Annotated in this window: 19 protein-coding genes; 12 read left to right on the top strand and 7 right to left on the bottom strand. The window is 59.8% G+C overall.

The genetic code is table 11. The features are described 5' to 3' along the window. The first annotated feature begins 113 nt into the window (after window positions 1-113). The 11 genes from NTD85_RS23625 (at window position 114) to NTD85_RS23575 (ending at window position 12,046) form a co-directional block, all read left to right on the top strand. Window positions 114-680, top strand: a complete 567-nt coding sequence (locus tag NTD85_RS23625) for a PBECR2 nuclease fold domain-containing protein (RefSeq protein WP_262143343.1) — start codon at window positions 114-116, stop codon at window positions 678-680. Between the two features lie 296 nt (window positions 681-976). Then, window positions 977-1,438 carry an Lrp/AsnC family transcriptional regulator gene (locus tag NTD85_RS23620; protein WP_007910086.1) on the top strand — a complete coding sequence of 154 codons (462 nt, stop codon included), beginning with the start codon at window positions 977-979 and terminating at the stop codon, window positions 1,436-1,438. A gap of 343 nt (window positions 1,439-1,781) precedes the next feature. Then, complete coding sequence (locus NTD85_RS23615) at window positions 1,782-3,464, top strand: flavin monoamine oxidase family protein (protein ID WP_003228871.1); 1,683 nt, start codon at window positions 1,782-1,784, stop codon at window positions 3,462-3,464. Window positions 3,465-3,476: 12 nt separating this feature from the next. Continuing rightward, window positions 3,477-4,271, top strand: coding sequence for a carbon-nitrogen hydrolase family protein (locus NTD85_RS23610; protein ID WP_262143342.1), 795 nt, complete (start codon window positions 3,477-3,479; stop codon window positions 4,269-4,271). Between the two features lie 48 nt (window positions 4,272-4,319). Further along, window positions 4,320-6,737, top strand: coding sequence for a pyrroloquinoline quinone biosynthesis protein PqqF (gene pqqF / locus NTD85_RS23605; RefSeq protein ID WP_262143341.1), 2,418 nt, complete (start codon window positions 4,320-4,322; stop codon window positions 6,735-6,737). A 158-nt stretch (window positions 6,738-6,895) separates the two neighbouring features. Next, window positions 6,896-6,970, top strand: a complete 75-nt coding sequence (gene pqqA, locus NTD85_RS23600; RefSeq protein WP_003422658.1) for a pyrroloquinoline quinone precursor peptide PqqA — start codon at window positions 6,896-6,898, stop codon at window positions 6,968-6,970. Window positions 6,971-7,051: 81 nt separating this feature from the next. Continuing rightward, complete coding sequence (gene pqqB, locus NTD85_RS23595; RefSeq protein WP_103520389.1) at window positions 7,052-7,963, top strand: pyrroloquinoline quinone biosynthesis protein PqqB; 912 nt, start codon at window positions 7,052-7,054, stop codon at window positions 7,961-7,963. 137 nt (window positions 7,964-8,100) lie between these two features. Then, window positions 8,101-8,853, top strand: a complete 753-nt coding sequence (gene pqqC, locus NTD85_RS23590) for a pyrroloquinoline-quinone synthase PqqC (RefSeq protein ID WP_262143340.1) — start codon at window positions 8,101-8,103, stop codon at window positions 8,851-8,853. Continuing rightward, entirely contained in the window at window positions 8,850-9,125 is a 276-nt protein-coding gene (gene pqqD, locus NTD85_RS23585) for a pyrroloquinoline quinone biosynthesis peptide chaperone PqqD (RefSeq protein ID WP_003228880.1), read from the top strand. The genes pqqC and pqqD overlap by 4 nt, the downstream gene beginning before the upstream one ends. After that, window positions 9,097-10,269 (top strand): pyrroloquinoline quinone biosynthesis protein PqqE, encoded by a 1,173-nt coding sequence (gene pqqE, locus NTD85_RS23580; RefSeq protein ID WP_045121967.1) that lies wholly within the window; start codon window positions 9,097-9,099, stop codon window positions 10,267-10,269. Before pqqD ends, pqqE begins: the two co-directional genes overlap by 29 nt. Beyond that, window positions 10,235-12,046 (top strand): S9 family peptidase, encoded by a 1,812-nt coding sequence (locus NTD85_RS23575; RefSeq protein WP_262143339.1) that lies wholly within the window; start codon window positions 10,235-10,237, stop codon window positions 12,044-12,046. The genes pqqE and NTD85_RS23575 overlap by 35 nt, the downstream gene beginning before the upstream one ends. A gap of 136 nt (window positions 12,047-12,182) precedes the next feature. Here the strand turns inward: NTD85_RS23575 and NTD85_RS23570 are convergent, their stop codons facing one another. The 4 genes from NTD85_RS23570 to NTD85_RS23555 form a co-directional block, all read right to left on the bottom strand. Next, entirely contained in the window at window positions 12,183-12,341 is a 159-nt protein-coding gene (locus NTD85_RS23570; RefSeq protein WP_003228885.1) for a YqaE/Pmp3 family membrane protein, read from the bottom strand. Between the two features lie 109 nt (window positions 12,342-12,450). After that, entirely contained in the window at window positions 12,451-12,771 is a 321-nt protein-coding gene (locus NTD85_RS23565) for a helix-turn-helix domain-containing protein (protein WP_003228888.1), read from the bottom strand. Next, window positions 12,764-13,120 (bottom strand): type II toxin-antitoxin system RelE/ParE family toxin, encoded by a 357-nt coding sequence (locus tag NTD85_RS23560; protein WP_226500968.1) that lies wholly within the window; start codon window positions 13,118-13,120, stop codon window positions 12,764-12,766. Before NTD85_RS23560 ends, NTD85_RS23565 begins: the two co-directional genes overlap by 8 nt. Before the next feature lie 235 nt (window positions 13,121-13,355). Then, window positions 13,356-14,639 (bottom strand): aspartate aminotransferase family protein, encoded by a 1,284-nt coding sequence (locus NTD85_RS23555; RefSeq protein WP_262143338.1) that lies wholly within the window; start codon window positions 14,637-14,639, stop codon window positions 13,356-13,358. A gap of 169 nt (window positions 14,640-14,808) precedes the next feature. Between NTD85_RS23555 and NTD85_RS23550 the strand changes: the two genes are divergently transcribed. Next, on the top strand, window positions 14,809-15,738 hold the full coding sequence (locus NTD85_RS23550; RefSeq protein ID WP_045122656.1) for a LysR family transcriptional regulator: 930 nt from the start codon (window positions 14,809-14,811) through the stop codon (window positions 15,736-15,738). Between the two features lie 227 nt (window positions 15,739-15,965). Here NTD85_RS23550 and NTD85_RS23545 read toward each other — a convergent pair whose 3' ends face one another. From NTD85_RS23545 to NTD85_RS23535, 3 genes are all read right to left on the bottom strand, one after another. After that, window positions 15,966-17,744: an acyl-CoA dehydrogenase C-terminal domain-containing protein gene (locus tag NTD85_RS23545; protein WP_262143337.1), complete on the bottom strand. Its 1,779-nt coding sequence runs from the start codon at window positions 17,742-17,744 to the stop codon at window positions 15,966-15,968. A 188-nt stretch (window positions 17,745-17,932) separates the two neighbouring features. Next, window positions 17,933-19,222, bottom strand: a complete 1,290-nt coding sequence (locus NTD85_RS23540) for a GGDEF domain-containing protein (RefSeq protein WP_003228895.1) — start codon at window positions 19,220-19,222, stop codon at window positions 17,933-17,935. Between the two features lie 192 nt (window positions 19,223-19,414). Continuing rightward, complete coding sequence (locus NTD85_RS23535) at window positions 19,415-21,220, bottom strand: phenylacyl-CoA dehydrogenase (RefSeq protein WP_262143336.1); 1,806 nt, start codon at window positions 21,218-21,220, stop codon at window positions 19,415-19,417. Window positions 21,221-21,467: the final 247 nt, after the last annotated feature.

The following is a 21,467-nucleotide window of genomic DNA, read 5'->3' as shown; positions in this document are numbered from 1 at the left end:
CCGAAGGCTGTAGGAATGTTCCGAAGCGATGTTTTCTCCCCTCCCCGTGCCTTGTTGACTGTTTCTCCAGACAAGTAATCTCCGGACGCCACCGCCCGTCCAGGATTGTTTTTATGCTTGTGAATGCTGCGCCACTGATAAGGGAAGCAGCCGACCAACTAACCTGGATCGACCTTGCTCTACCAGATCTGAGAACATTGCCCAGAGAAATTCGGTCAGCCGCAATCGGAGAAGTCAAAAGGGCTGACGACGCAAAAGACGCTCTCAAAATCCTTCTGAATCACTTCGGGTTCGTCGACGATTCCGTGCTGGCCGTTACTATCCTCACGCCTATTGGAAACGTTGCAGTCATGCGAGACAAACTGGCCCATATCGTCGAGAAACGTCCAGACTCCCGAGAACGCTATGTTCGACATGCCATCGATACGCTCACGGGACCATTCGAAGTATGGAAAGTCCTCTACGATAACGGCGGTTTCCGATTGGCATTCATCAACGCCTATGAGGCAAAAAACGACATGCTCGTCGTGGTCGATGTGCGAAACGGGCACGTCCTCTGGAATTTCATGCACGCTCCGTCAAGAGCAATGAACAAGCACCGCCAAGGCGATCTTTTGTACAAGCGGTACATTCTTGAAGACAAAGAAAAGGGCAGCCCGTTGGCTGCCCTTGATATTTGAATCCTGATATTTGCATCCTCAGGAAATGGGATGAAGAGGTCTCACCTTACACCGATGTTGCAGCATCGCTGAGGTACCTACGTCCGCTAAAGCCCTGCAAGGCAGCAGATTTCGCGCTCTTGTTGGCATTCTTGATAAATAGGCCAGGCAAGTCAAACGAAATATTTGATGTTTGTTTTGGCGCAACGAGTGCCTCCACGCATAAGTGACGTGCTCAGTCAGCGCCAGCAGCGTGTCGCTGATAGTGCCTGTAACATGCAAACTCATCCGCCCTCGACAGTCATGGAGCTACACCGTTGCCCGACATTCGCCCTCCTGTTCTCGACGAAATCGACCGCCAGCTGATCGCCGCCCTGCAGATCAACGCCCGCGAAAGCGTGGCCATGCTTGCCCGGCAGTTGGGTATTGCGCGGACCACCGTCACATCGCGGTTGGCGCGGCTGGAGAAGGCCAAGGTAATCACCGGATACGGCGTGCGCCTAGGGCAGCGCGTGGTCGATGGCGGGTTGCAGGCGTATGTCGGGATCAAGGTGCAGCCGCGTTCTGGCAAGGAAGTGCTGCGTCGCTTGAGTGCGATGGCACAGGTGCAGCAGTTGTGTGCGGTGAGTGGCGAATTTGATTATGTGGCGTGGCTGCGCACGGACTCGCCGGAGCAACTGGATCAGTTGCTGGATCAGATCGGCAGTGTGGACGGGGTGGAGAAGACCACGACGTCGATCATTTTGAGTAGCAAGATTGATCGAGGGCAGCCGGTTTGAGTAATGGCAATAACCTTTCGGTTGGCAAATAGGGCCTCTTCGCGAGCAAGCCCGCTCCCACATTTGACTGGGTTGAGCGCAGAATCTGCGCCAGACACAAATCCACTGTGGGAGCGGGCTTGCTCGCGAAAGCGGTCTGTCAGCCGCCTTCTTTAGTGGAAGGAATATAGCCTTCGCTCCCACAATGATCGAAGTGACGTCGGAGATTGTCACTTTGATCAATAGAATGGCAAAACGACGACACTTTGCGTCTTATTAACGTGTTCTACGCTCCCTAGAATGGCTGGCATCTTTTCCTATACTCAGACGCGCATCCTGCGTCGGGTCGCCAGCAAGGTCAGCCATGAACAAGAACAATCGCCATCCTGCAGACGGTAAGAAACCAGTCACCATTTTCGGCCCGGACTTCCCGTTCGCCTTCGACGACTGGATCGAACACCCGGCCGGTCTCGGCAGCATTCCTGAACAGCACCATGGCGCTGAAGTGGCGATTGTCGGCGCGGGTATCGCTGGCCTGGTGGCCGCCTACGAACTGATGAAGCTCGGCTTGAAACCAGTGGTGTACGAGGCCTCGAAACTGGGTGGCCGTCTGCGTTCGCAAGCGTTCAACGGCACCGATGGCATCGTCGCGGAACTGGGCGGCATGCGTTTCCCGGTATCCTCCACGGCGTTCTACCACTATGTAGACAAGCTCGGTCTCGAGACCAAACCCTTCCCGAACCCACTGACGCCGGCCTCCGGCAGCACGGTGATCGATCTCGAAGGCAAAACCCATTACGCACAAAGCCTCAAGGATCTTCCTGCACTGTTCCAGGAAGTGGCTGACGCCTGGGCGGATGCACTGGAGGCTGGCTCGCAGTTCGCCGATATCCAGCAAGCGATCCGTGACCGCGACGTACCACGCCTCAAAGAACTGTGGAACAAACTCGTTCCGCTGTGGGACGACCGCACCTTCTACGATTTCGTGGCCACCTCCAAGGCCTTCGCCAAACTCTCGTTTCATCACCGCGAAGTGTTCGGTCAGGTCGGTTTCGGCACTGGCGGCTGGGACTCGGACTTCCCCAACTCGATGCTCGAAATCTTCCGCGTGGTGATGACCAACTGCGATGATCACCAGCATCTGGTGGTCGGCGGTGTGGAGCAAGTGCCGCAAGGCATCTGGCGGCATGTGCCGGAGCGCTGCGTGCACTGGCCGGAAGGCACCAGCCTGAAATCCCTGCACCGTGGCGCGCCGCGTTCCGGGGTGAAGAAAATCGCCCACGCGCCGGACGGCCGTTTCGCCGTCACCGACAACAACGGCGACACCCGCGAATACGCCGCCGTGCTGACCACCTGCCAGAGCTGGCTGCTGACCACCCAGATCGAATGCGACGAAACCCTGTTCTCGCAGAAGATGTGGATGGCGCTGGACCGCACGCGCTACATGCAGTCGTCGAAGACCTTCGTGATGGTCGACCGGCCATTCTGGAAGGACAAGGATCCGGAAACCGGTCGCGACCTGATGAGCATGACCCTCACCGATCGCCTGACCCGTGGCACCTATCTGTTCGATAACGGTGACGACAAGCCGGGCGTGATCTGCCTGTCGTACTCGTGGATGAGCGACGCGCTGAAGATGCTGCCGCACCCGGTCGAGAAACGCGTGGAACTGGCGTTGAACGCACTGAAGAAGATCTACCCGAAAGTCGACATCGCCGCGCGGATCATTGGCGATCCGATCACCGTGTCGTGGGAAGCTGACCCGCACTTCCTCGGCGCATTCAAAGGCGCCCTGCCCGGCCACTATCGCTACAACCAGCGGATGTACGCGCACTTCATGCAGGACGACATGCCAGCCGAACAGCGCGGGATTTTCATCGCCGGCGATGACGTATCGTGGACGCCAGCATGGGTCGAAGGCGCGGTGCAGACCTCGCTCAACGCGGTGTGGGGCATCATGAAACACTTCGGCGGGTCGACACATAAAGCGAACCCGGGCCCGGGTGATGTGTTCAAAGACATCGGCCCTATCGCCCTGCCCGAGTAAGAGGATTCCCCGATGCGCGTAGCCCTTTACCAATGTCCACCGCTGCCACTGGACCCCGCCGCCAACCTGCATCGCCTGCAGCAACTGGCGATGGAGGCCAAGGGTGCCGACCTGCTGGTGCTGCCGGAAGTGTTTCTGACCGGCTACAACATCGGCAAGGAAGCGGTCAGCACCTTGGCCGAGGTCTACAACGGCGAATGGGCGCAACAGATCGGTCGAATCGCCAAAGCCGCCGGGCTGGCAATTGCTTACGGGTATCCCGAGCGCACGGCCGACGGGCAGATCTACAACGCCGTGCAGTTGATCGACGCGCACGGCGAGCGCCTGTGCAACTACCGCAAGACCCATCTGTTCGGCGACCTGGATCGTTCGATGTTCAGCCCCGGCGAAGATGCGTTTCCGGTGGTCGAGCTCAACGGCTGGAAGCTCGGTTTCCTGATCTGCTACGACCTGGAGTTTCCCGAGAACGCGCGGCGTCTGGCGCTGGCCGGCGCCGAGCTGATTGTGGTGCCGACGGCGAACATGATTCCGTTCGATTTCGTCGCTGATGTCACCGTGCGCTCCCGCGCCTTCGAAAACCAGTGCTACGTGGCGTACGCCAACTATTGCGGGCATGAAGGCGAGATCCACTATTGCGGGCAAAGCAGCATCGCCGCGCCGGACGGCAGCCGTATCGCCCAGGCTGGCCTCGATGAAGCATTGATCGTCGGTGAGCTGGATCGCCAGTTGATGGCCGACTCCCGTGCCGCCAATCGCTACCTCAACGACCGTCGTCCCGAGCTTTACCACGCGTTGAACAAGCGCTGACCCCACGCAATCCGCTAGCATTGGCACTTCACTGTTCTGGAAGTGCCCATGCCTGCGCCAACTCCCCCTCGCCCCCACACTGAAACCCTGGCCAACGGCTTGCGCGTGACCCTGCGTCAGGTGCCCGGCTTGAAGCGCAGCGCCGCTGCGTTGCGGGTGGCGGCCGGTAGTCATGATGTGCCACTGGAGTGGCCGGGGCTGGCGCATTTCCTTGAGCATCTGCTGTTTCTCGGCACTGAGCGTTTTCCTGCGAGGCAGGCGCTGATGGCCTACGTGCAAAGTCACGGTGGGCAAGTAAATGCCAGTACCCGTGAACGCAGCACCGACTTCTTCTTCGAATTGCCGACCTCGGCCTTCAGCGCCGGGCTTGAGCGTCTGTCAGACATGCTCGCCCAGCCGCGTATGAATCCGCACGATCAGTTGCGCGAACGGGAAGTGCTGGACGCGGAATTCGTCGCGTGGTCGCAAGATCCGACGGCTCAGCAGGAACTGGCGCTGTACGAGGGATTGCCGGCCACACATCCGTTGCGCGGGTTTCATGCGGGGAATCGCGATAGCCTGAAAGTTGAGTTACCAGCGTTTCAGCAGGCACTGAAGGATTTCCATCAGCAGTTTTATCGCACCGGACAAATGACGCTGAGCCTGGTCGGGCCGCAGAGCGTTGAGGAATTGCGCGTCCTTGCGCAGCAGTTCGCCGTGGCGCTGCCGGTTGGGGATAAAGTCCAGCAGGCTGCGCCGCTGCCGTTGACGGTGAAAAGTTATCAACAGGTCGGCGAGCGAAGCAGCAATCTGTTGTTCGCTTTCGAAGCACTGCCCGACTCGTCCGCCGAAGCGTTGGCATTTCTCTGCCATTGGCTGAACAGCGCCAAGCCCGGCGGTTTGTTCGCCCATTTGCAGCAACAACGCCTCGCGGATAGTTTGAAAGCCGTGCCGCTGTATCAGTTCGCCGGGCAAGCGTTGCTGCACCTGCAATTCACTGGTTCCGCCGAGTCCCTCAGCGCCACTCGTGAACAGCTGCTGGACTGGTTGAGCTTCTTTGCCGCGCAACAGGACTGGGCAGCGTTGCGCGAGGAGTACATCAAGTTACTTGAGCGTCAGCAGCAAATCAGCGGTGCTCTGCCACTGGCGCGGCTCGACAGTGAACAACGCGAAAACGGTCTGTCGGAAAACGGCGTCGTTGCGCTCAAACAGGTCCTGCGCGACCTCGGTGTTGTGGATAACTTCAGCGACCATTGGCACCTGCCTGCCGCCAACCCTTTCCTGCGCTCCAGCGAACCGCTGGCCAACGCCGGCCTGATTCGCGGCCAGACCAGCGCTCACCGTGGTTTGCGTACTTTCGCTCAGGATCGCTCCCGCGGGCGGCGTGAGCGTTCACCGATGCAATTCAGCCAGGCGTTGCCGGACAACAGTGATCTCGGCACGATTTACCTGCGCTGGCAAACCGAAGCGGTGGCCAGTGTAAAACTGCAAGCCAAGCTGCAACGCAGTCTGCGGGAAACGCAGGAAGATGCGCGGCAGGCCGGCCTCGAGTTGGCGTTCAGTGCCACCGGTACGCAGTGGCTACTGAAACTGACCGGCCTGCAGGAGCCGATGCCCAGTGTCCTCGAACACGCGCTGAAATGCCTGACGCAAATTGACGTCGATTCCGCCAACGCAGAGCCAGAACCACCGCTGATACCGATCCGCCAGTTGCTCAAGGCATTGCCTGAGCATTGCCTGCCATCGGCCGTCGAGTCGGACGACGCCAAACTGCTGTGGACAACTTCGCGCTGGGACGGACTGGCCCTTGGCCTCAACGCGCAGACGCAATCGTCCATGGGCCTGGCCCTGAGCCGCATCCCTGGCACACCGGACAATCAATTGCCGGCAACGCCGGCGATCAACACGCAACATCTATGGAGCCACATCGACACCGCGTCCAGCGAACACGCCTTGCTGCTGTTCTGCCCGACCGCCAGCCACGAGATTGCCGATGAGGCTGCCTGGCGCCTGCTCGCGCAACTGTGCCAGACCCTGTTCTATCAGCGTCTGCGGGTCGAATTGCAATTGGGCTACGCGGTGTTCAGCGCCCTGCGGCAGATGCATGGCCAGAGTGGATTGCTGTTTGGTGTGCAGTCGCCAAATACTGCGCCAGTTGAACTGCTTGGGCATATCCAGCAGTTCCTCGAGGGCATTCCTGCGCTGATCGAAAACCTCGATGAAGAGGACTTCAACCAGCAACGCCAGTCACTCGCGGATCAGTTCGATGAGAGTCATCTGTCCCTCAAAGACGCCGCCGAGTTGCTGTGGCAGGCCAAGCTCGCCGGCCACTCGTCGGATTATCTGGCGCAACTGCACACAGCCATTGGTCAACTGGAACGCTCAACATTGCTGGCGGCAGCGCAGCGCTTGCTCAACGCCGAGGGCGGCCGGCTGTGCCTGGCCAGCGAATCGGTACCCGGCGCACCTTGGCAAGCGACAAAATGATCATTACCAAGGCTGCAAGGAGCTTTCTCAAAGATTCACGGGCAATCGTGCTGAAATTTTGAGTAACATAGCAGCCTAACTATTTGGAACATCCCGGCGCGGCCATGGACTATACCTATGGATAGCGCTATCCCACCCACCCAATGAGGAGTCACCTTATGTCCTGGACAAAACCGGCTTACACCGACCTGCGTATCGGCTTCGAAGTCACCATGTACTTCGCCAGCCGCTGAGTTCTGCCTACGCAGACTTGCAGTGCAACGCCTCGGCTCGCCGGGGCGTTTTATTTTCAGCGTTGAAAGATGGGAGCGTTCATGTTCGTCCAGATTCTGGGTTCGGCCGCCGGTGGCGGATTTCCGCAGTGGAACTGCAACTGCGTCAATTGCGCAGGCTTTCGCGACGGCAGCCTGAATGCCAAGGCCCGTACCCAATCGTCCATCGCGATTTCCGATGACGGCGTGAACTGGGTGCTGTGCAACGCTTCGCCGGACATCCGCGCGCAACTGCAGAGCTTCGCCCCGATGCAACCGGGCCGTGCACTGCGCGACACCGGCATCAGCGCGATCATCCTGATGGACAGCCAGATCGACCATACCACCGGCCTGCTGAGCCTGCGCGAAGGCTGCCCGCATCAGGTCTGGTGCACGGACATGGTTCACGAAGATCTGAGCACCGGTTTCCCGCTGTTCAAGATGCTCACCCACTGGAACGGCGGACTGAACTGGAACCGCATCGAGCTCGACCAGAGCTTCACTGTCGCTGCCTGCCCGAACCTGCGCTTCACCCCGCTGCCGTTGCGCAGCGCCGCGCCACCGTATTCGCCGCACCGTTTCGACCCGCACCCGGGCGACAACATCGGCCTGATCGTCGAAGACCTCAACACCGGCGGCAAACTGTTTTACGCCCCGGGCCTGGGCAAGGTCGACGCGCCGCTGCTGGAGATCATGGCCGGCAGCGATTGCCTGCTGGTTGACGGCACAATGTGGGATGACGATGAAATGCAACGCCGTGGCGTCGGCACCCGCACCGGTCGGGAGATGGGCCACCTGGCGCAGAACGGCCCCGGCGGCATGCTCGAAGTGCTGGAGCAATTGCCCGAACAGCGCAAGGTGCTTATCCACATCAACAACACCAACCCGATTCTCGATGAGGATTCGCCGGAGCGCGCGGAGCTGGCGCGGCGTAATGTTGAAGTGGCGTTCGATGGCATGAGTATTGTGCTGTAGCGGATGGCCTCTTCGCGAGCAAGCCCGCTCCCACATTGGATCTGTGGCGTTCACAAACCCTGTGGGAGCGGGCTTGCTCGCGAAGACGTCCGAACAGACACCCAGAATTCCAACGGTTGTTCCCCCGGAGAACCGCAATGACCGACACCCCGCTGTCCCCCACCGAATTCGAAGCGGCCCTGCGCGCCAAAGGCGCCTATTACCACATCTATCACCCGTATCACGTGGCGATGTACGAGGGCCGTGCCACCCGCGAGCAGATTCAGGGCTGGGTTGCCAACCGCTTCTACTATCAGATGAACATCCCCCTGAAAGACGCGGCGATCCTCGCCAACTGCCCGGATCGCGAGATCCGTCGCGAGTGGATTCAACGCCTGCTCGATCACGATGGCGCCCCGGGTGAGGACGGCGGGATCGAAGCCTGGCTGCGTCTCGGTCAGGCGGTCGGCCTCGACCCGGATCAACTGCGCTCCCAGGAACTGGTGCTGCCCGGCGTGCGTTTCGCCGTCGACGCCTACGTCAACTTCGCCCGCCGTGCCAGTTGGCAGGAAGCCGCCAGCAGCTCGTTGACCGAACTGTTCGCACCGCAGATCCACCAGTCGCGCCTCGACAGCTGGCCGCAGCATTACCCGTGGATCGACCCGGCCGGTTACGAATATTTCCGCACCCGCCTCGGTCAGGCGCGGCGCGATGTCGAGCATGGTCTGGCGATCACGCTCGAGCACTACAAGACCCGCGAGGGTCAGGAGCGCATGCTGGAAATTCTCCAGTTCAAACTGGACATTCTTTGGAGCATGCTCGACGCCATGAGCATGGCTTACGAACTGAACCGCCCGCCATATCACAGCGTCACCGAGCAGCGGGTCTGGCACAAAGGAATCACCTTATGAGTTTTGATCGCAGCAAGATCCCGACCTGGCGTCCCGGCTACCGTTTTCAGTATGAACCGGCGCAAAAAGGCCACGTGCTGCTCTACCCCGAGGGCATGATCAAGCTCAACGACAGCGCCGCGCTGATCGGCGGTTTGATCGACGGTGAACGCGATGTCGCGGCGATCATCGCCAAACTCGACGAGCAGTTCCCCGGCGTGCCTGAGCTCGGTGAAGACATCGAGCAATTCATGGAGGTTGCCCGTGCGCAGCACTGGATCGAACTTGCCTGAGGCATCGGTGCAAGTACCGCCAAAACCTGAAGTCGGCCTGCCGCTGTGGCTGCTCGCCGAGCTGACTTACCGCTGCCCGCTGCAATGCCCGTACTGCTCCAATCCGCTGGATTTCGCCGAGCAGGGCAAAGAGCTGAGCACCGAGCAGTGGATCAAGGTGTTCCGCGAAGCGCGGGAGATGGGCGCGGCGCAACTGGGCTTTTCCGGTGGCGAACCGCTGGTGCGTCAGGACCTCGCCGAACTGATCCGTGAAGCGCGGCAGTTGGGTTTCTACACTAACCTGATCACTTCCGGCATCGGCCTGACCGAGCAGAAAATCAGCGACTTCAAAAAGGCTGGCCTCGATCACATCCAGATCAGTTTTCAGGCCAGCGACGAGCAAGTGAACAACCTGCTCGCCGGCTCGAAAAAGGCCTTCGCGCAGAAGCTGGAAATGGCCCGGGCGGTGAAGGCCCACGGCTATCCGATGGTGCTGAACTTCGTCACCCACCGGCACAACATCGACAAGATCGACCGCATCATCGAGCTGTGTATTGCGCTCGAAGCAGACTTCGTCGAACTCGCCACCTGCCAGTTCTACGGCTGGGCGCAGCTCAACCGTGTCGGCCTGTTGCCGACCAAGGAACAACTGGTGCGTGCCGAACGCATCACCAACGAATACCGCGCCAAACTGGAAGCCGAAGGGCATCCGTGCAAGCTGATTTTCGTCACCCCGGACTACTACGAAGAACGCCCGAAAGCCTGCATGAACGGCTGGGGCAGCATCTTTCTGACGGTAACTCCGGACGGCACTGCCCTGCCCTGTCATGGCGCCCGACAGCTGCCGGTACAATTTCCCAACGTGCGCGACCACAGCATGCAGCACATCTGGTACGACTCGTTCGGCTTCAACCGCTTTCGCGGTTACGACTGGATGCCTGAGCCGTGCCGCTCGTGCGACGAGAAGGAACAGGATTTCGGCGGCTGCCGCTGTCAGGCGTTCATGCTTACGGGGGACGCGAGCAATGCCGACCCGGTGTGCAGCAAGTCCGAACATCACGGCGTGATTCTCAAGGCCCGCGAAGAAGCCGAGACCGCCACCCAGACCATCGAACAACTGGCCTTCCGTAATGAACGAAACTCACGCCTCATCGCCAAGGGCTGAGCCTTTCAGCGCCGCTCAGGCCGTCGCCGCCGGAATGGATTTCGCCGAGCTGCAACTCGGCGCCCACGGTGTGTTCTGGAATGAATATCGCCCGCAAGACGCCGCGTGCCGGATCTGGCACTGGCGCGACGGCGTGGCGAAATGTCTGACGCCGGACGGTTTCAGTGTGCGTAGCCGGGTGTACGAATATGGCGGTGGCGCGTTTTGTCTGACGCCTGACGGAGTGGCTTTCGTCAATGAGGCGGATCAGCAGTTGTATCGGCAAGCGCTGGATGGCGCGCCTGAAGCGCTGACGTCTGGCGAGTGTCGTTATGGCGATCTGCATTTTGCTTTCGGCCAGGTGCTGACGGTTGAGGAGCTGCGCGACCAGCATCGACTGGTAGCAATTGATCTGGCCGACGGCACACGGCATTTGCTGGCTGAAGGTGCGGATTTTTATGCAGCACCGGTGATCAGCCCGGACGGTTCGCGGTTGGCGTGGATCGAGTGGAGTCGGCCGCATCAGCCGTGGACCTCCACGCGATTGATGGTGGCCGAGCGTCTGGCTGAGGGTGGCTTTGGCGCACCGCGTTGCGTGGCGGGGGCTGACCTTGAAGAGTCGATCCAGCAACCGCGGTTCGACGCGAAAGGACGCTTGTTGTGCCTGACTGATCGCGGCGGTTTCTGGCAGCCGTGGCGCGAAACGTCCGACGGTTTGCAGCGACTGCCCTGTGCCGAAGCCGATCATGCGCCCGCCCCGTGGCAAATGGGTGGCTGCACCTGGTTGCCGGTGGGCGATTCGTTTCTGGCTAGCTGGAGCGAAGGCGGTTTTGGTCGTCTGGCGCTCGACGGCGAGGACTTTACTGGCGACTACAGCCGCTTCCGGCATCTGGCGCTGGATCAGCAGTTCATCTACTGCATCGCCGCCTCGCCGATCAGCCCTTCGGCGGTGATCGCCATTGATCGCACGACCTGCTCGGTGCAAGTGCTGGCCGGGGGTGTTGCACCTCTGCCGGCGGAGCGCATCAGCCGTCCGCAGACCTTGCGCTACCCGAGCGGCAGCGGTGAGGCTCACGGATTCTTTTATCCGGCAATGAACGACGAAGCGCGACCGCCACTGGTGGTGTTCATCCACGGCGGCCCGACCTCGGCCTGCTACCCGATGCTCGACCCGCGCATTCAGTACTGGACGCAGCGTGGTTTCGCCGTCGCCGACCTCAACTATCGCGGCAGCAGCGGTTACGGTCGCGAATACCGTCAGGCGTTGCATCTGAGCTGGGGTGAGGTGGATGTCGAGGACGCCTGCGCGGTGGTGGCGTATCTGGCCGAACAAGGTCTGATCGATGGCGAGCGGGCATTTATTCGCGGTGGCAGCGCCGGGGGTTACACCACGCTGTGCGCGCTGGCGTTTCAGCAAGTGTTCCGCGCGGGCGCCAGCCTCTATGGCGTCAGCGACCCGGTGGCACTGGCCCGGGCAACCCACAAATTCGAAGGTGATTATCTCGACTGGCTGATCGGCGATCCCGAACAGGATGCCGAGCGCTACGCCGCCCGCACGCCGCTACTGCACGCGAGCAACATCCGTGTGCCAGTGATTTTCTTTCAGGGTGAACTGGATGCGGTGGTGGTGCCGCAACAGACGCGCGACATGGTCGCGGCGCTGGAGCACAACGGCATCCCGGTCGAGGCGCATTACTACGCCGAGGAACGCCATGGCTTCCGCCGGGCGGTGAACCAGGCGCATGCGCTGGAACAGGAGTGGAGGTTTTATCGGCGGGTGATGGGGTTGGCTGACTGACACCCGCATTCACAATTCAAAATATTGGTGCCTTTATCGCGAGCAGGCTCGCTCCCACATTGGATCTGTGTTGTTCACAAAATCCCCTGTGGGAGCGAGCCTGCTCGCGAATGCTATCTATCAGATGCCGCTGAACTCAGCGCTTGGCGATGATGTACACCGCATGCACGATCCCGGGAATGTAGCCGCACAGCGTCAGCAAAATGTTCAGCCAGAACGCCCCGCCGAACCCGACCTGCAGAAACACACCCAGTGGCGGCAACAGAATGGCGATGATGATACGAATGAAGTCCATGGGTCAGCTCCTGAATGGGGGTTGGCTCACATGAGCCATACAAGCTAATCGACCTGCGCCGTTCTTCAGGGTTCACTGCCAATCAAAGTCTCAGTGCCAAATTGATGGCTCAGGCAAGAATTTGCAGCCCATGCTTCTGCACGATGCTCAGCAGTTTCAGCGCCATTCCGCTGGGATGTTTATCTCCCGACTCCCATTGCTTGACTGTCGATGCACTGGTATTCAAGTAGCGTGCAAATACCGGCTGGCTGACGTTATTACGCTCGCGCAGCGCCTTGATCTGTTCCGCCGGGATCGCGTCAGGCACCGTCGCCAGGCAGGACTCGTCAAACTCACGCATCGTCGCCTTGCTGATGGCTCCGACCGCGAGCAAAGCCTTGGCCGACTCATGTACCGACTGAAAAACTTCACTTTTGTATTTCTTACTCATGGGAAATCTCCACAAACTCCTTCATCGCCAGCAATCCCTGAAGCTGCTCATGCGACAGTTGAGCATAAGCCTTGGCCAATTTGCGTAAATCCTTTAGCTCTGCGGTACTGATATTGCTCCGGTCCTTCTTGGCGAACAGCACTTGATAAATCCAGTAACGACCGCCCTTCGCCAGAACAATCGAGCGGTGGCGATTGGCATTCAGACGTTTCTTCCAGACCCCACCGCCAAGATTGTCAGCCTGTCCATCGAGCATCTCGGCGAATGCCTCCAGTAATTCCTCATCCGTGATCCATGCCTTGCTGGCCTGTACCGCAAAGCCTTTGGTCTTGAACAATCTGAATGACATCGGTATCCCTTCCAAAAAACATACCACCTGGTGGTACATATTACAAAGCCAGTCTTGGTGACACCGCACTCCCTGTCGGCACCTTCTAAAAGAGCATTCGTCCGATAAGTTCTCAAGTGCCAGAAAGCACTTGGCAAAATCCGGGCACAAAAAAACGCCCCACGCCAAAAGAATCAGGCGTGGGGCGTGCGTTATACCGCGAGACGGTTCTTGAAATCGGGTAGGAAACTTCAGCTCAGACGGCAATCCCCTTACGGCATTGCAGTTGCGCGGTGCGCACTCGTGAGAAGGCGCGGGTCAGGCGCAGGAGCATTTCGTCGATGTTGGCCTTGCTGACGGTGAGTGCCGGGGTGAAACGCAGGCAGTTGGCTTGCGGCGCGTTGAGCAGAAGGCCTTCATGCAAGGCGGCTTTGACTACGGCATCGGCGGAATCCTCTGACAGGCTCAGTCCCCAGAACAGGCCTTGCCCGCGCAACTCGCCGTGTCCGTAACGGTGCGCCAGTCGCGCGAGTCCCTCGCGCAAGTGCTGGCCGTGGTCTTTGACCTGCTCGAGGAATGCCCGGTCCTGCACGCTGTCGAGCACCACCAGACCGGCCGCGGTCATCAGTGCATTGCCGTGATGAGTGCCGCCCAGTTCCCCCGCATCAAAGCAGCAGGCCTTGCCTCGGGCCAATAACGCCGCCAGAGGAACGCCGCCACCAAGGCCCTTGCCGAGTACGACGATATCGGCACGCACACCGTAGGACTCTTCCGCGAGCAAAGTGCCGCAGCGGCCGATGCCGGTCTGCACTTCGTCGAGGATCAGCAAAATGCCCAATTCTCGGCACAGGCGCTCGACGCCTTTGAGGTAATGCTCGGTGGCCGGAATCACCCCGGCATCGCTCTGGATCGGTTCGAGCATGATCGCCACGGTTTGCGCATCGACGGCGGCATGCAGCGCCGGCAAATCGTTGAAGGGCACCCGATCGAAACCCGGCAACAAGGGTGCGAAACGGTTGTGCAGGTTGCAACTGTCTGACGCGGAAATCGTCGCCAGACTACGGCCGTGACATCCTTGTCTGGCAACAATGATCCGCGAGGCGCCGCCACGATGCAGTTGGCCCCATTTGCGCGCCAGTTTGATCGCCGCTTCACAGGCCTCGCTACCGCTGTTGAGCAGGTAAGCCTGATCGCTGGAGGTGCTGGCGCACAGGCGCTCGGCAAGGCTGAGCATGCCGCGATTGTGCAGATTGAAACCGGGGTTGATCAGCGCCTGGGCCTGGCCGGCGATGGCTTTGACCAGTGCCGAAGGGCTGTGGCCGAGGCTGTTGGCACCGCCGGCCTGGGAAAAGTCGAGGTAGGCGCGGTCATTGCTGTCCCACAGCCATGAGCCCTGACCGCGAACGAACACCTGCTGCGGCCGTTCGACACTGGGCATCAGGCGCTCGGCATTCAGGCTGTCGCCTGCCTGGGGTGAGGCGGCCTCGAAAGCGAGGTCATCAAGACTCGGCGCCTGGCGCCGCAAACTGAACAGATTCATTGAAAAAAACCTCGTTTGAGGTTTTTTGAACTGCCTATGCAAACACTGTCGAAGCAAACGCTATTCATCGCGCTCTCTGGCCCTGTAAGCCTTGTGATTGCGGTTAGACTAGGCTCACTGACGGCTTCGGGCCATTTCGATTTACCAGCATTTTCGATAAGCGCTACTTATGGATTTCAAACAACTGCGTTATTTCGTCGCGGTCTACGAAGAGGGCCATGTCGGCCGCGCTGCCGAGCGCCTGTCGATCTCGCAACCGGCGCTGTCGCAGCAGATTCGCCAGCTCGAACAGAACCTCGACGTCACCCTGTTCGAACGCAGCAGCAAACGTCTGTTGCCGACACTCGCCGCACACACGCTGTACAACCACGCCCTGCCGCTGCTCGACGGTCTGCAGCGGGCACGGGAAGCGCTGGGCAACTTCAAGGGACAAGCCCTGCGCACGCTGGCGATCGGCGTACTGCAAACCGTGCACACCAGCCTTGTGCCGCAAATGCTCGAACGTGTGCGCAAGGCGCAGCCGCATCTTGTGGTGCAGATCTATGAACTGACGGGGCTGGAGATCGAGCGCCGTTTGCTCAACGGCTCGCTGGACATCGGCATCAGCTACCTGCCGCCGCGCCAACCGGGGCTGCACGGCGTGCTGCTGTACGAAGACGAACTGACGCTGGTGATCCCGGCGGATCACCCGCTGCGTGAATTCAAGAAGGTCTCGATGCGCCAGGCTGCGGAATTGCCCATGTTGCTGCTGGGCGAAGAATTTCAGATCCGGCAGATCTGGCAGGCGCAACTGACCAGCCTGGGGCGGCGCCCGCAAGTACAGGCCGAGCTGAACAATATGCTGGGGATTCTCGACAGTCTGCCGCACACCAAACTGGCGACGGTGTTGCCCGGGCGCTCACAGAGGGAATACGACGAACAGGATCTGCTGTGGAAGCCGTTGAGCGAACCACGGGTGCCGCTGAAGGTTGGGCTGGTATGCCGCGACGTGCAGCGCCAGCAGGCGTCTTTGGCGTTGCTGCGTACGTTGCTGGAAGAGGTGATTCAGCGTGAGGACAAACCGCTTAAAGCTGCGCCGCCACTGGATCCGCTGGCCTGAAAACTTTTCTGCAGGCAAAAGAAAACCCCGCCGAAGCGGGGCTTTGCAGACTGTTTCCCTGACATCCATTTCACTCCGCCACCCTGGCAGAATCCTACGTGTCCGTGTTGTTGCTTTGCGCTTCCTGCGCGACGTCCATGAGTTGTAGATTAGCTGTGGATCCAATCCGCGCCTATGGGAGAACAGCAGCACGTCATGTAAGAGAATGCTTACATGACGTTACATCATCAAAACTGTTCAGCGTTCAGCAGGAACAACGACTCGCTGCCAGCCTTTACCGATGCACTCAGTGAGTGGATACGCGGCAGCAGACGGGCGAAATAGAAGCGCGCGGTGCCCAGCTTGCTGGCGTAGAAATCGTCTTGGGCTTCTTTACCCAGCGCGGCTTTCGCCATCAGTGCCCACATGTAGGCATAAGCGGTGTAGCCAAACGCTTGCAAGTATTCGACCGAGGCTGCGCCGATTTCGTTCGGATTGGTTTTCGACCGATCCAGCAGCCACGCAGTCAGTTCATCAAGGGTGCTGACGGCATCGTTCAGCGGCTTGGTGAATTCGCCGAGGTCAGCGCTGGCAGTCGCGGTGAAGTGGCGGATCTCGTCAGCGAACAGCTTGTAGAACGCGCCGCCGCTGCCGACGATCTTGCGCCCGACCAGGTCCAGCGCCTGAATGCCGTTGGTGCCTTCGTAGATCTGGGTGATGCGCACGTCACGCACCAGTTGCTCCTGACCCCACTCGCGGATGTAGCCGTGGCCGCCGAAAATCTGCTGGCCGTGCACAGTGGTTTCCAGGCCCAGGTCCGTGAGGAATGCCTTGGCCACCGGAGTCAGCAACGCGACCAGGTCTTCTGCGCGCTTGCGGGTGGTCGCGTCTTCGCTGAACTTGGCGGTGTCGAGTTGCATCGCCACGTAGGTGGAGAAGGCGCGACCGCCCTCGTTCGAGGCTTTCATGGTCAGCAGCATGCGACGCACGTCCGGGTGGACGATGATCGGGTCGGCAACCTTGTCCTTGTTCTGCGCGCCGGTCGGCGAACGGCTCTGCAGACGATCACGCGCATATTCGATGGCGTTCTGATAAGAGCGCTCGCCGCTGGCCAGGCCTTGAATGCCGACGCCCAGACGCTCGTAGTTCATCATGGTGAACATCGCCGCCAAGCCCTTGTTTGGCTCGCCGACCAGATAACCCACGGCTTCGTCGAAGTTCATCACGCAGGTCGCAGACGCCTGGATGCCCATCTTGTGCTCGATCGAACCGCAGTTCGCCGGGTTGCGCGCGCCCAGGCTGCCATCGGCATTGACCATGAACTTCGGTACCAGGAACAGAGAAATGCCTTTCGGGCCGGCCGGGGCATCGGGCAGTTTCGCCAGCACCAGGTGAATGATGTTCTCGGTCAGGTCGTGCTCACCGCCGGTGATGAAGATCTTGGTGCCGCTGACCTTGTAGGAACCGTCGGCCTGCGGTTCGGCCTTGGTGCGAATGATGCCCAGGTCGGTGCCGGCGTGCGGCTCGGTCAGGCACATGGAACCGGCCCAGATGCCGGCGTACATGTTCGGCAGGTACGCGGCCTTCAGCTCCTCGCTGGCGTGGGCGTTGATCGACAGGCAAGCGCCGGCGGTCAGCATCGGGTACAGACCGAACGACAGGCTGGCGGAGTTGACCATTTCTTCGACCTGCGCCGAGACAGCCTTGGGCATGCCCATGCCGCCGTAGGCCGGATCGCCACCGACGCCGACCCAACCGCCCTCTGCATAAGTCTGATAGGCCTGTGGGAAACCGGCCGGAGTGCTGACGGCGCCGTCCTTCCAGTGGCAGCCTTCTTCGTCGGCTGCGCGGCTCAGGGGTGCAATGCTTTTGCTGGTGACCTTGCCGGCTTCTTCGAGAATGGCTTCTACGGTTTCTGCATCGACGGTCTCGGCCAAGGCCGGCAGTTCGGCCCAGAGTTTGGCGACTTCGAATACTTCATTGAGGACGAAGCGCATATCGCGCAGCGGCGCTTTGTAGTCAGCCATGGCAAACCTCGCAAGATCTAAACAGGTGATTCGTGGAAGAGTGTTTTCGTTGAGGCCGAGTGTACCTCAACAACTTTTGCGACACATAGGGTCAACCGGTGACTGATTTGTTATTTTTGGTCACCAGCATTCAGCGATAAAACAAAGCCCGCAATCAGCGGGCTTTTTAGTGATGGTTGTGGCGTGATTCAGCCAGCGGCGCTGTCCATGCGCACTGCGCCGCGACGGTTCTGTCCGAACGCCATGACGCAGTTACGCCCGGCGCCCTTGGCGCTGTACAACGCCTGGTCGGCGGACTTGAGGACTTCTTCCGGCGTCCGCTGCTCGACGCGTTCGGCAACGCCGATACTGACCGTGACCGAAACACTGGAAGCACCGCTGCCGCTACGGCGCTGGCGACCTTGCTGGTCGTCCTGCGGGCGGTTCTCCTGATTGCGCAACTGGATGTTGTAGGAGGCAATCGACTCGCGGATCACTTCCAGGTGCGGCATGCATTCCTCGAGGGTTTTGCCCGCAAACACCAGGGCGAATTCCTCACCACCATAGCGATATGCCCTACCGCCGCCGCTGATTTTCGACAGTTTGCTGGCGACCAGTCGCAGCACTTGGTCACCAACATCGTGACCGTGGGTGTCGTTGAATTTCTTGAAGTGATCGACGTCGCTCATCGCCAGCACATAGTTGCGCCCCAGGCGCTGCATCCGCTCATTGAGCGCGCGGCGCCCCGGCAGACCGGTGAGTTCATCGCGGAAGGCCATTTGATAGGCCTCATGCGCCACGGCAGCAGCAACCATCAGCATCACCTGACTGCACATGATGTTCAGGGTGAATGGCAGGATGAAGGTTTTCGGCAGCATCCAGAACAAACCGAGCAAGCCGACCAGTTGCGCCGCATGCAGCGGGCGCGGGTTGCGCCAGTACTGCCAGGCCAGCAGCAGAAATGCCGAGAGGAATACCGGATAGGACATCTGGATCAGGCTCATCCAGGCGCCATGCAGCGCCGGCCAGCGGATTTCCGAGAGCCACATGAGCAGAGCCTGGGGATAACTCTGCTCAAGGCCGAGGGCGACGCTGCCGAAGGCCAGCAACACGGCGAACCGCGCCACCATGTCCTGAAACAGATGGGTACGTTCCTGCCACGCGGCGAACAGCCCGAACAGCAGCGGCAACAGCAGACAGACAAGGTGGAATACCACGGCGGCGTCTTCGCGCACTTTGCCATTGTCGCGGTAATAGTCGGTCTGGGTGTCGAGCAAAAAGTAGGCGATGTACACCGTGAGCATCAGAAATAGTTCGCGCTGACGTCGGTAAACCGCACAGTAAGCGCCGCCCAACAACAGCACCAGGGTCGGCAACACGTTGAACAGCGAAGTGAAAAATACGTTGAGGTCTTTGACGTACGCAGCCGCCAACCCCGCAAGTAACAACAGCAGTGAAGGTAGGAAATGGCTGAAACGTACAGCAGAAGAACGCGGCAAGGGTAAAGCTCCGACCCGTCATATCAAAGAGATGGCATTGTGCCTGCAATGTGGCCAGTTAAGCACACACAATGTGATCCAGATCACACGCAGTCTCTTTAACGGCAGAAAACTCGGGTTTCTGAGTGATTCAGAAACAAAAAAAACCGCTGCCCCATGGGAGCAGCGGTTTTCGTCAGACCGCGTTGAGGCTTAGTAGCCCAGTGCGAAGTCTTCTTCTTTCATGTCCATCAGGTTGTTGGCGCCCGACAGCATGGTGGCCACGTGAGTACGGGTACGTGGCAGGATGCGCTGGAAGTAAAAGCGCGCGGTTTGCTGCTTGGCGGTGTAGAACGCTGCGTCTCCGGTGCCTTCTGCCAGCTTCTCGGCCGCCACACGTGCCATGTCGGCCCAGAAGTAGGCCAGGCAGGCGTAACCGGAGTACATCAGGTAGTCCACGGAGGCCGCGCCGACTTCTTCGCGATCTTTCATGGCTGCCATACCGACCTTCATGGTCAGCTCGCCCCATTCCTTGTTCAGTGCAGCCAGCGGTGCAACGAATTCTTTGACGGCTTCGTTGCCTTCGTTGTTCTGGCAGAACTTGTGGACGATCTTGGTGAAGCCTTTCAGAGCCTCGCCTTGAGTCATCAGCACTTTACGGCCCAGCAGGTCGAGTGCCTGGATGCCGGTGGTGCCTTCGTACAGCATCGAAATACGGCTGTCGCGAACGTTCTGCTCCATGCCCCACTCGGCGATGAAACCGTGGCCACCGTAGATCTGCACGCCGTGGTTGGCGGCTTCGAAACCGACTTCGGTCATGAACGCTTTGGCAATCGGCGTCATGAACGCCAGCAGTGCGTCGGCCTTCTTCTTCTCTTCTTCGTCGACGCCGTATTTGACGATGTCGACCTGCTTGGCGGTGAAGTACACCATCGCACGGTTGCCTTCGGCGAAAGCCTTCATGGTCAACAGCATGCGACGTACGTCAGGGTGCACGATGATCGGGTCAGCAGCCTTGTCCGGCGCTTTCGGGCCAGTCAGGGAGCGCATTTGCAGACGATCGCGAGCGTATTTCAGGCCACCCTGGAAGCCGATTTCGGCGTGGGCCAGACCTTGCAGCGCGGTACCCAGACGTGCGGTGTTCATGAAGGTGAACATGCAGTTCAGGCCTTTGTTCGCCGGGCCGATCAGGAAACCGGTCGCGCCGTCGAAGTTCATCACGCAAGTGGCGTTGCCGTGAATGCCCATCTTGTGTTCCAGCGAACCGCAGCTCACTGCGTTGCGCGCACCGAGGGTGCCATCGGCGTTCGGCAGGAACTTTGGAACGATGAACAGGGAAATGCCTTTGGTGCCAGCCGGTGCGTCCGGCAGGCGGGCCAGTACGATGTGGACGATGTTGTCGGCCATGTCGTGTTCACCGGCCGAGATGAAGATCTTGGTGCCGGAAACTTTGTAGGAACCATCAGCCTGAGGCTCGGCCTTGGTGCGCAGCATGCCCAGGTCGGTGCCGCAGTGAGGTTCGGTCAGGCACATGGTGCCGGTCCACTCGCCGGAAACCAGTTTGGTCAAATAGGCTTCTTGCTGCTCAGGGGTGCCGTGCTCGGAGATGGTGTTCATCGCGCCGTGCGACAGGCCTGGGTACATGCCCCACGACCAGTTGGCTTCACCGACCATTTCGCTGACGGCCAGACCCAGCGACTCCGGCAGACCTTGACCGCCGTGCTCGACGTCGTGCGCCAGGCTAGGCCAGCCGCCTTCGACGAATTGCTTGTAGGCTTCTTTGAAGCCAGTCGGGGTCTTCACGCCGGACTCGCTCCAGGTGCAGCCTTCGAGGTCGCCCACGCGGTTCAGCGGTGCCAGTACCTGCTCACAAAACTTGGCGCCTTCTTCGAGAATGGCGTCAACCATGTCTGGCGTTGCGTCGGCGCAAGCCGGAAGGCTCTGATAGTGCGCTTCGTAGCCGAGCAGTTCGTCACGAACGAAGCGAATATCACGCAAGGGGGCCTTGTAGTCAGGCATAGCGATAAACCTCTGCTGATGTAACCGGGAATGAACGACCGTGTTGATTTGTTGTGACGGTCAAACAGTTGTTTGAAACATACGTTTACGCCGAAATCTTGTCAAGCGTCGATCTTTTGCCGTTCGTCATCACTTTTTTCAAACGCCGGACACAGCAAACCGCCATGGACTGCACAGAGCCACGGGCCATAAAAAAAGATTAGTTGAGGGAGAAGGACTTACAACGAAAAACGCCGCGACAAGGCGC

The organism is Pseudomonas sp. 13B_3.2_Bac1 (genome assembly GCF_025466205.1).
Classification (GTDB): domain Bacteria; phylum Pseudomonadota; class Gammaproteobacteria; order Pseudomonadales; family Pseudomonadaceae; genus Aquipseudomonas; species Aquipseudomonas fluorescens_H.
This window is presented reverse-complemented; position numbering and strand designations above follow the sequence as displayed.

What these genes read in the sequence shown, in the direction of transcription:
- pqqB (WP_103520389.1), top strand. Translation starts at nt 7,052, where the DNA reads ATGTTCGTCCAGATTCTGGGTTCGGCCGCCGGTGGCGGATTTCCGCAG.
- NTD85_RS23610 (WP_262143342.1), top strand. Translation starts at nt 3,477, where the DNA reads ATGCGCGTAGCCCTTTACCAATGTCCACCGCTGCCACTGGACCCCGCC.
- NTD85_RS23625 (WP_262143343.1), top strand. Translation starts at nt 114, where the DNA reads ATGCTTGTGAATGCTGCGCCACTGATAAGGGAAGCAGCCGACCAACTA.
- NTD85_RS23560 (WP_226500968.1), bottom strand. Translation starts at nt 13,120, where the DNA reads ATGTCATTCAGATTGTTCAAGACCAAAGGCTTTGCGGTACAGGCCAGC.
- pqqF (WP_262143341.1), top strand. Translation starts at nt 4,320, where the DNA reads ATGCCTGCGCCAACTCCCCCTCGCCCCCACACTGAAACCCTGGCCAAC.
- pqqD (WP_003228880.1), top strand. Translation starts at nt 8,850, where the DNA reads ATGAGTTTTGATCGCAGCAAGATCCCGACCTGGCGTCCCGGCTACCGT.
- NTD85_RS23570 (WP_003228885.1), bottom strand. Translation starts at nt 12,341, where the DNA reads ATGGACTTCATTCGTATCATCATCGCCATTCTGTTGCCGCCACTGGGT.
- NTD85_RS23615 (WP_003228871.1), top strand. Translation starts at nt 1,782, where the DNA reads ATGAACAAGAACAATCGCCATCCTGCAGACGGTAAGAAACCAGTCACC.
- NTD85_RS23555 (WP_262143338.1), bottom strand. Translation starts at nt 14,639, where the DNA reads ATGAATCTGTTCAGTTTGCGGCGCCAGGCGCCGAGTCTTGATGACCTC.
- NTD85_RS23550 (WP_045122656.1), top strand. Translation starts at nt 14,809, where the DNA reads ATGGATTTCAAACAACTGCGTTATTTCGTCGCGGTCTACGAAGAGGGC.
- NTD85_RS23565 (WP_003228888.1), bottom strand. Translation starts at nt 12,771, where the DNA reads ATGAGTAAGAAATACAAAAGTGAAGTTTTTCAGTCGGTACATGAGTCG.
- NTD85_RS23545 (WP_262143337.1), bottom strand. Translation starts at nt 17,744, where the DNA reads ATGGCTGACTACAAAGCGCCGCTGCGCGATATGCGCTTCGTCCTCAAT.
- pqqC (WP_262143340.1), top strand. Translation starts at nt 8,101, where the DNA reads ATGACCGACACCCCGCTGTCCCCCACCGAATTCGAAGCGGCCCTGCGC.
- NTD85_RS23575 (WP_262143339.1), top strand. Translation starts at nt 10,235, where the DNA reads ATGAACGAAACTCACGCCTCATCGCCAAGGGCTGAGCCTTTCAGCGCC.
- NTD85_RS23535 (WP_262143336.1), bottom strand. Translation starts at nt 21,220, where the DNA reads ATGCCTGACTACAAGGCCCCCTTGCGTGATATTCGCTTCGTTCGTGAC.